Source organism: Kitasatospora sp. NPDC057198, from assembly GCF_042670125.1.
GTDB lineage: Bacteria > Actinomycetota > Actinomycetes > Streptomycetales > Streptomycetaceae > Kitasatospora.
The window spans coordinates 1-8,897 of record NZ_JBHUWH010000333.1 but is presented as its reverse complement, the minus strand read 5'-3'; the positions used below and the strand labels follow the sequence as shown (position 1 = coordinate 8,897).

Here is an 8,897-nt window from a genome sequence, read left to right as displayed (position 1 = left end):
CCTGTGGACCGTCCAGCCCGGTGGCGCCCTGCACCCCGCCGCCGCCCTGGACGCCGCGCTCGCCCCCGCCCTGCTGCTCGCCCCCGAACCCGCCGGCGGGACGCCCGACGACTTCCGGATCGTCCGCGTCAACGCCGCCTTCACCGACCCCGCCGACCGCCCCCCGCACCGCGTCGAGGGCCGCACCCTCTCCGCCGCCTACCCGCGCGCCTGCGCCGACGGCCTGCTCGACCTGCTGCTGCGGGTGCACGCCACCGGCCGCCCGCAGCGCGCCGACAGCCTCGCCCTGACCTTCCTCACCGGCCAGACCCCCGTTCCCGTCCTGGTGGAGTTCGCCGCCGCCCGCCTCGCCTCCCCGCCCGGCCACCTGCTGGTCAGCTGGCGGCCCTGCGGCGCCGACGACCGCACCGACCGGCTGCTGCGCACCGCCCAGCGCCTCAGCCACCTCGCCGGGTTCGAGGAGGACCTGCGCACCGGCGAGATCCACTGGACGCCGCGCACCGCCGACCTGCTCGGCCTGCCCGCCGGCACCGCCCCCGTCCCGTTCGCCGCGCTGCCCGCGCACGTCCACCCCGACGACGAGCAGGACGTCCGACGGGTCGTCAACTCAACTATTCAGCACGGGCGTTCGGACTCCGTGGTGTTCCGGATGCGGCACCTCAGCAGCTACACCCACTACGTCCGGATGGTCGCCGAACCCGTCCCCGACCCGAGCGGGCGCACCGCCGCCGTGCACGGCGCCTTCCAGGACGTCTCCGCCCAGCACTGGACCGAGACCGCGCTCGCCGCCACCACCGAGAGCCTCGCCTCCACCCGGCAGGAGGCCGCCGAACGCCACCTGCTCGCGCTGCGCCTGCAACAGGCCATCCTGCCGCCCGCCCCGCCCCCGCTGGAGAGCGCCGGACTGCGCGCCGCCGTCCGCTACCGGCCCTCCTCGCAGCGCGACCGGGTCGGCGGCGACTGGTACGACACCACCCTGCTGCCCGACGGCGCCGCGCTGCTGGTCGTCGGCGACATGGCCGGACACGGCGTCGAGGCCGCCACCGGCATGGTCGCCCTGCGCAACGCGCTGCGCGGCCTCGCCTACACCGGCGCCGGGCCGGGCCGCCTGCTCGGCTGGCTCAACCAGGCCACCGCCGACCTCACCGACGCCGCCACCGCCACCGCCATCTGCGCCCGCTACCACCCCGGCACCCGCACCCTGCACTGGGCCCGGGCCGGCCACCTCCCGCCCGTCCTGCTGCGCGAGGGCACCGCCCGCCCGCTCCCGATGCCGCACGGCATCCTGCTCGGCGCCGCCGAGCACCCCGACTACGAGGAGCACCACCTCGAGATGCGCCCCGGCGACGTCCTGCTGCTCTACACCGACGGCCTGGTCGAACGGCGCGACCGCTCCGTCGAGGAACCGCTCGACCACCTCGCCCGCGCGCTCGCCGAACCCGCCGCCGACCTCGACGCCCTGCTCGACCGCGCCCTGGACGCCAGCACCGCCGACACCGACGACGACACCTGCCTGATCGCCGTCGAAGTCCTCGCCACCGAACCGGGGCAGAACGTTTGAGCCGGGACGAACCGGTCAGACGCCCGGCAGACCCGCACCGGGTCAGCGGCCGCCGACCGTCCCCGCCAGGCGGCCGCCCGTGGACCGAGGAGGTGACCGCCGTGCTCGCGATGCTGTTGGTGCTCCTGCTGATCGTCATCCTGTTCGGCGCGGGATTCGCCGTGAAGGTGCTGTGGTGGATCGCGCTCGCCGTGCTGGTGCTGTGGCTGATCGGCTTCATCGCCCGGGGAGCCGGGACCGGCGGCCGACGCGCCCGCTGGTACCGCTGGTGACCTGCCCCGGCCACCGTACGGAGCCACTGAACGAATCGGAGGAGAACGCATGAGCATGGTCCAGGAGACCATCGAGGTGGACGTCCCCCTGCACACCGCCTACGACCAGTGGACGCAGTTCGAGGACTTCCCCCGCTTCATGGACGGCGTCGAGCAGGTCGTCCAGATCGACGAGCGCCACAACCACTGGCGCACCAAGATCGCCGGCGTGACCCGGGAGTTCGACACCGAGATCGTCGACCAGCTGCCCGACCAGAAGATCGCCTGGCGGACCGTCGGCGGCGACGTCCAGCAGATGGGCGTGGTCAGCTTCGCCCGGCTGGACGACAGCCGCTGCGAGGTCCGGCTGGCGATGGACTACGACCCGCAGGGCATGGCCGAACACGCCGCCGACGCGCTGGGCATGATCGACCGCCGGGTCCGCGGTGACCTCGACCGCTTCAAGTCCTTCATCGAGGAGCGCGGCGTCGAGAACGGCGGCTGGCGCGGACGGATCACCCCCGCCTGACCGGCCCCGCCACCCCCTTCTGCCACCTGCGCGCCGCCCCGCACCGTCCAGCGGGGCGGCGCGCAGGCGTGTCCGGGGCCGCGGGGGCGCGGGGGCATGTCCGGGGGCGCGGGGGCACGGGGGCGTGTCCGGGGGCGCGGGGGGCGAAGGGGCTCGCCAGGGGTCGGCCGAACGGGTGAATTCGGGGACGGCCCACGGCGGCGGGCCCGGACGGCGCGCACCCCGGCCCGCACGGGCGGAACGGGAGCGGAAGGCCGCTCCCGGCGGCGACGGGCCGGTTGAAGGCGGTGCGCCGCCGCCGCCATGATCGACCCGTATCCGCTCCGGACGGCAGGCCAACTCCACTCCTGCCCGGCCGACTTGGGGTGCCGAGCCGACCGGGGCCGGGAGAGCGAGGAGGAGACCGACCGGTGATCGACTTCACGGTGCTGACCGACCTGGCCCGGCGCGAGGGCGTCGGGCGGATCGGCGTCGGCGTACTCGTCCGCGACGGCTCCGGCCGGATCCTGCTGCTCCGCCGCGCCGCACCCGGTACGGCACCCGGCCGCTGGGACTACCCCGGCGGGATCCTGGCCGACGGGGAGGACGCACCGGCGGGCGCGGCCCGGGAGCTGGCCGGGCGGACCGGGATCGCGGGCCTGCCGCTCGAGTACCTGCGGCACCTGGACACCACCGACCGGCACGGGCGGCGGACCCGGCAGTTCGTCTTCACCGCGGTCGCCCCCGACGGCACCGCCGTGCACCCCGCCCCGGACCACGACGCGCACCGGTGGGCCGACCCCGAACGGCTGCCGCCCACCGACGAGGGCCCGCGCGCGGTGATCGAATGGCTCACCGCACGCCTGGCCCGGCCCGGCTGGCGCCCGGTCGGCGGCCACCTCACCACCGTCGACCGGCCCGGTACGTACAGCTGCCTGCTGCTCACCGACCCGCGGGGGCGCGTCCTGGGGATGCGCTCCGCCGCCGACCCGGACGTCTGGGACATCCCCGGCGGCAACGTCGGCCCCGGCGAGACGCCGTTCGCCGCCGCGCTGCGCGAGACCGGCGAGGAACTCGGACTCGACCTCGCCGCCGAGAACCCCGGGGTCCTCTCCCGGCGCCGCCTGGTCGCCGTCCTGCACGAACGGGCCGGCACCGGGCACCCCGTCCCGTTCTGCGGCTACGTCTTCGACGGCGGCGTCCTCACCGCCGAACAGCAGGCCCGGATCCGGCTCGACCCGGCCGAACACACCGAGTGGCGCTTCGCCACCGCCCACGACTGGCGCACCCGGATGGACCCGGACCGCTACCGCTGGCTGCTGCAAGTCCTCCGCGCCCACCGCTCCGGCCGCGCCCTCTACCTCGAACAGCCCTGCCCCGAGGACGAGTTCGAAGGCGTCCTGGTCCTGGTCACCGACCGCGCGGGCCGCCTGCTGATGCACCACCGCGACGACGTCCCCGGCATCGCCTGGCCCGGCCACTGGACCCCGATCGGCGGCCTGCGGGAAGCCGACGAGACCCCCGAGGAGACCGCCGCCCGCGAAACCCGCGAAGAAGCCGGCATCACCATCACCCGGATCCGCCCCCTCCCCGGACCGCACCACCCCCTGGTCCACCCCACCACCCGCGTCCTGCACGCCCAGTGGAACGGCCCCGACGCCGAACTGCGCCTCGGCGACGAGGGACAGGCCGTCCGGATGGTCCCGCTCACCGAACTCCCCGCCCTGCGCGTCCCGCCCTACCTGGAGCACTACCTGCCGCTGCTCGCCACCTGAGCCACCTGAACCACCCGAACCACCGGAACCACCCGAACCACCGGATCCGCTCCGTCCGCTCCGTCCGCCGGACGGGCGTTTGCCCCCAGGCGGGACGGACAACCGCGAGGACATGGACACCTACCACGCTGCCGCCGACCGGCTGGACACCCCGGCGAGCTGGACGTTCCTGGACCCGGCGGCGGAACGGATCGCCGCCCTCGTACAGCGCCTCCCGCTCGGCCCCGCCCGGGACGTGCTGCACGGCGTGTGGCTCGGCCACCCGCTGCACCCGGCACTCGCCCAGGCCCCGATCGGCTGCTGGACGGCCGCGAGCCTGCTCGACCTGACCGGCGGCGACGAACGCGCCGTACGCCGCCTCACCGCCGCCGGACTCGCCACCCTCCCACCGATCCTGCTGGCCGGCTGGGTCGACTGGTCCCGGCTGCCGCCCGCCCACCGCCGCACCGGACTCGTGCACGCCGCCGGGGCCGCCACCGCCGCCCTGCTGCACGCCTGCTCGCTGCGCGCCCGCTGCCAGGGCCACCGGACCCGCGGCCGACTGCTCGGCCTGGCCGGCACCGGCGCCGTCGGCCTGGCCGCCGCGCTCGGCGGACACCTCGCCTACAACCAGGGCGCCGGCGCCGCGCACGCCGAGGCCGAACCCCGGCTCGCCCCGCCCGACTGGCAGCCGCTCGGGGCCACCGCCGACATCCCGATCGGCACCCCCGTCAGCCGCCGGCTCGGAGACGTCCCCGTGGTCGTGGTCCGCACCCACGACGACGGGTGGACCGTCCTCGCCGACCGCTGCACCCACATGGCTGCCGCGCTGTCCGGCGGCGAGATCGTCGACGGCTGCCTCGAATGCCCGCTGCACCGCTCCCGCTTCCGGCTCTCCGACGGCCAGCCGGCCCGCGGCCCCGCCACCGCCGCCCAACCGCGCTTCGAGACCCGCGTCCTGGCCGGCCGCCTGGAGGCCCGCCCGTACCCGGAGGGCTGAGCGGAGGGCCGAGCGGTCGGAGGGCGGGGACGGGGGTGGGGGCGGCAGGGGTGCGTCCGGGGGGTGGGTGTTGTGCGCTCCCGGCCGCCCGGGGGGGGGCTGAGGAGAGGGCCGAGCGGTCGGAGTCGGTCGGCAAGGGGTGGCGGGGTGGGTGGAAGCGGTCAGTGGCGGTGTTCCCGGGGCGGTTGCTCGACGTCCCGTGCCGCACCGTTTCGGTTCGGTCCCCGGCCACCGCCGCCGCCCGCCGGGCGTCCCGGCGCTGCTGAACGCCCTTCACGGCTCCGAGGCCCCCGGGCCGACGTATGGTCCGCGCCCGGCGGGGCAGACGCGTCCGCGGCACGCCCGGAGGTCCCGGGCGGACCGCCGGACGACGGAGGTCGAGATGTCCGCACAGCAACACCGCACCGTCGGCACCGGGGGCGACCCGGCCGTCGTCGAGACCGACGTTCCGGCCAGACTGGACCGCCTGCCCTGGTCGCCCTGGCACTGGCGGATCCTGATCGGCCTGGGCACCGTCTGGATCCTGGACGGTCTGGAAGTCACCATCGTCGGCAACCTGGCCGCCCGGCTCGCCGAACCCGGCAGCGGCATCGCGATCAGCACCGCCCAGGTCACCACCGTCGCCGCCGCGATCTACGTGGCGGGCGCCTGCTGCGGCGCGCTGTTCTTCGGCTGGCTGACCGACCGGCTGGGCCGCAAGAAGCTGTTCATGCTGACCCTGGCCGTCTACCTGCTCGCGACCGGCGTCACCGCGCTGTCCTGGACGCCCTGGTTCTTCTTCGTCTGCCGGTTCTTCACCGGCTTCGGCATCGGCGGCGAGTACGCGGCCATCAACTCGGCGATCGACGAGCTGATCCCGGCCCGGGTGCGCGGCCGGGTCGACCTGATCGTCAACGGGAGCTTCTGGATCGGCGCGGCGCTCGGCGCGTTCGCCTCCATCGCGCTGCTGAACACCTCGCTGTTCGCCACCGACGTCGGCTGGCGGCTGGCCTTCGGCATCGGCGTGGTGCTGGGCCTGGTGATCCTGCTGGTGCGCCGGCACGTCCCGGAGAGTCCGCGCTGGCTGTTCACGCACGGCAAGGGCGAGGAGGCGGAGGAGATCGTCCGGGACGCCGAGGCGATCGTCGAACGCGAGACCGGCAAGCCGCTGCCGCCGGTGGACGAGCCGCCGATCAGGATCCGCGAGCGCGGCCCGATCGGCTTCGTCACCATCGCCCGCACCCTGGTCTCCACCTACCCGCGCCGCACGGTCCTCGGCCTGTCGCTGTTCATCGGGCAGTCCTTCCTCTACAACTCGATCACCTTCGGGTACGCGGCGATCCTCACCCAGTTCTTCGACGTCCCGGCGGGCGACACCGGCTACTACTTCGCGGTGATCGCGGTCGGCAACTTCCTCGGCCCGGTGCTGCTCGGCCACTTCTTCGACTCGGTCGGCCGCAAGCCGATGATCGCGGGCAGCTACATAGGCTCCGGCGTGCTGCTGTTCGGCACCGCCTGGCTGTTCCAGCACGGTTCGCTGAGCGCCGTCGGGATGACGGCCTGCTGGACGGTGGTGCTGTTCTTCGCCTCGGCGGGGGCGAGCGCCGCGTACCTGACGGTCAGCGAGATCTTCCCGCTGGAGACCCGCGCCCTGTGCATCGCGTTCTTCTACGCGGTCGGCACCGCGGCGGGCGGCATCTCCGGGCCGCTGCTGTTCAACGGCCTGGTCAGCAGCGGCGAGGTCGGCGACGCCACGCTGGCGTTCTGCATCGGCGCGGCCCTGATGACGGCCGCCGGGCTGGTCGAGGCGTTCCTCGGAGTGCGGGCCGAGCGCCGCAGCCTGGAGTCGCTGGCGGCGCCGCTCAGCCAGGTCGAGCGCGCCGACGCCGGGGCCTCCTGACATGTTCCCCCTGTGGTGGGCCCTGCGGAAGGCCGTGCGGTGGGCGGCGTGGTGGGCCGTCCCGCGGATCGTGCGCCTGATCGTCCATCGGGGCGCCCGGCGGGGCGTCCGGTGAACCGGCGGACGGGACGGGGCGCCCCCTCCCGCGAGGGGACGGGGCGCCCGCGTGCCACCTGACGGGCCGTCAGGAGAACGTGAACCAGTTGAGGTTGACGAAGTCGGCGGGCTGGCCGCTGCTGAAGGTCAGGTACACGGTCTGGGCGCCGGTGATCCGGGCCAGGTCGGCCGGGACGGTCCGCCAGGACTGCCAGCCGCCGGTGTTGCCGACGGCGAAGCTGCCGACCGGGGTGGCGGTCGGGCTGCCCAGCCGGACCTGCACCAGGCCGCTGACCCCGGCGGCCGCGCCGGACGCCACCCGGGCGTCGATCCGGGTCGCGCCGGTGGAGCCGAAGTCGAGGGAGTAGCGCAGCCAGTCGCCGTTGGCCAGCCAGCCGACGTCCGTGCCGCCGCCGGTGTCCGAGCACGCCTCGGTCTGCGCACCGGACTGGGCGGTGAACGACTCGGCCTGCACGGTGGCGAACGCGCTGCCGCCCCCGCCGCCGGAGGTCGGGGTCGGGGTCGGGGTACCACCGCCGCCGCCCGCCAGGCCGCCGACGGTGATCACCCAGCGGGTGGGCGCGCCGGACTGCACCTTGCCCTCGAAGTCGACGCCCGCCGGGTGGACGTCGTCGTACGGGAAGGCGTAGCCGAGGCCGTCGGGCGTGGTGGAGTGCAGGATCCGGGCGTAGTGGTTGGTGCGGGCCTGGGTGTAGAACGCGGCCGGGTTCTCGTTGGTCGGCTGGACGGGGTTGCTCAGCAGTGTGGTGCGGTTGAACGCGGCGGCCAGCCGGGCGCTCAGGTTGCCCATCAGGTCGTTGCCGGTGGTGAACGGCGCGTCGCTGCAGGAGAAGATCGCCAGCGTGGACGGCTTGGCGAACGACCCGGCGCCGGGGAAGTTCAGCGTGCCGCCGCTGACCCGGCCGGTGAAGGTGCCCCAGGTGTACTGGGTGTCGATCCGCAGGTCGGTGCCCGCGTACTTGCTCCACACCTGGTCGACGTACGGCTCGAAGTAGCCGCCGAACAGGGCGCCGTTGCCGCGGATCGCCAGGTTGGGCGCCAGCACCCGCAGGTCGCTGCCGGAGCGGTTGACCACCAGCCGGCTCCAGTCCGAGCCGTCGACGCCCGACTGGGCGCGCAGCGCGGACGCGACCCGGGCCAGGCCGTCGGAGGGCAGGCCGCGCACCGTCTGGGTGGCGCCGCCGGAGACCTCCAGCTGGAAGGCGATCGGCAGGCAGACCATGTCGACGAAGGTGATGTTGCCGAACAACTGGTCGTTGTTGAAGGTGAATTCGCAGAAGTCGTGCCGGACGTCGATGTTCGGGTCGGTCGGGTTGACCACCGAGGGCAGGGCCAGGCCGCCGCCGCGGTTCATCAGGAAGGTCAGCTTGGCGCCGACCGAGAAGTAGATCCGGCCGCTGTCCAGGTGCGGCAGGGTCACCCGGCGCGGCGCCGCCCCGGAGGCGTTCAGCGCGATCGCGCAGTCCGCGCCCAGCGGCGTCTGGTCGTTGGCCGGGTTCGGCGGGTGGTACAGGCTGGAGCCGTCCGCCTGCAGGAACGCCCAGCCGCCGCCGGCCGCCGGGTCGCGGCCGACCACGTACGCGTAGACGGTGTTGCTGCCGGTGGTGTTGGCGAGGTCGAGCGGCAGGGTCGCGGGCGTCTGGGCCTGGGCTCTGCCGCCGCCGAGCGCCAGGTAGCTCGCGGGCAGGGCGAGCGCGGCGGCGGTCAGCAGGGTGCGGCGGGAGGGTTTCGCCTGGTGACGGGGCGTCATGGGTGGGGGAGTCCTCTCGGGGCGGGGCGGAGGGGCGCGGCCGGCCGGGCGGGTGGGGGGGGCGGCCGGCCGCGCCC

7 protein-coding genes are annotated in these 8,897 nt (G+C 75.0%); 6 read left to right on the top strand and 1 reads right to left on the bottom strand.

Annotation, left to right across the window (positions count from 1 at the left end; genetic code table 11):
- The 6 genes from ACFUEL_RS28900 to ACFUEL_RS28875 form a co-directional block, all read left to right on the top strand.
- Positions 1 to 1,561 (top strand): PP2C family protein-serine/threonine phosphatase (locus tag ACFUEL_RS28900; protein WP_380239710.1); only part of this gene is annotated, 1,561 nt, incomplete at its 5' end.
- 101 nt (positions 1,562 to 1,662) lie between these two features.
- On the top strand, positions 1,663 to 1,833 hold the full coding sequence (locus ACFUEL_RS28895) for a hypothetical protein (RefSeq protein WP_033251563.1): 171 nt from the start codon (positions 1,663 to 1,665) through the stop codon (positions 1,831 to 1,833).
- Between the two features lie 49 nt (positions 1,834 to 1,882).
- Entirely contained in the window at positions 1,883 to 2,341 is a 459-nt protein-coding gene (locus ACFUEL_RS28890; protein ID WP_380239709.1) for an SRPBCC family protein, read from the top strand.
- A gap of 410 nt (positions 2,342 to 2,751) precedes the next feature.
- Entirely contained in the window at positions 2,752 to 4,095 is a 1,344-nt protein-coding gene (locus ACFUEL_RS28885) for an NUDIX domain-containing protein (protein ID WP_380239708.1), read from the top strand.
- A gap of 112 nt (positions 4,096 to 4,207) precedes the next feature.
- On the top strand, positions 4,208 to 5,074 hold the full coding sequence (locus ACFUEL_RS28880) for a Rieske 2Fe-2S domain-containing protein (RefSeq protein ID WP_380239707.1): 867 nt from the start codon (positions 4,208 to 4,210) through the stop codon (positions 5,072 to 5,074).
- A gap of 382 nt (positions 5,075 to 5,456) precedes the next feature.
- Positions 5,457 to 6,953: an MFS transporter gene (locus ACFUEL_RS28875; protein ID WP_380239706.1), complete on the top strand. Its 1,497-nt coding sequence runs from the start codon at positions 5,457 to 5,459 to the stop codon at positions 6,951 to 6,953.
- A 184-nt stretch (positions 6,954 to 7,137) separates the two neighbouring features.
- Here the strand turns inward: ACFUEL_RS28875 and ACFUEL_RS28870 are convergent, their stop codons facing one another.
- A complete protein-coding gene (locus ACFUEL_RS28870; protein WP_380239705.1) occupies positions 7,138 to 8,820 on the bottom strand; it encodes a beta-1,3-glucanase family protein in 1,683 nt (560 codons plus the stop codon).
- Positions 8,821 to 8,897: the final 77 nt, after the last annotated feature.

Bases quoted from the DNA above. Each gene is read 5' to 3' on its own strand.
- ACFUEL_RS28890 (WP_380239709.1), top strand. From the start codon at position 1,883: ATGAGCATGGTCCAGGAGACCATCGAGGTGGACGTCCCCCTGCACACC.
- ACFUEL_RS28880 (WP_380239707.1), top strand. From the start codon at position 4,208: ATGGACACCTACCACGCTGCCGCCGACCGGCTGGACACCCCGGCGAGC.
- ACFUEL_RS28875 (WP_380239706.1), top strand. From the start codon at position 5,457: ATGTCCGCACAGCAACACCGCACCGTCGGCACCGGGGGCGACCCGGCC.
- ACFUEL_RS28870 (WP_380239705.1), bottom strand. From the start codon at position 8,820: ATGACGCCCCGTCACCAGGCGAAACCCTCCCGCCGCACCCTGCTGACC.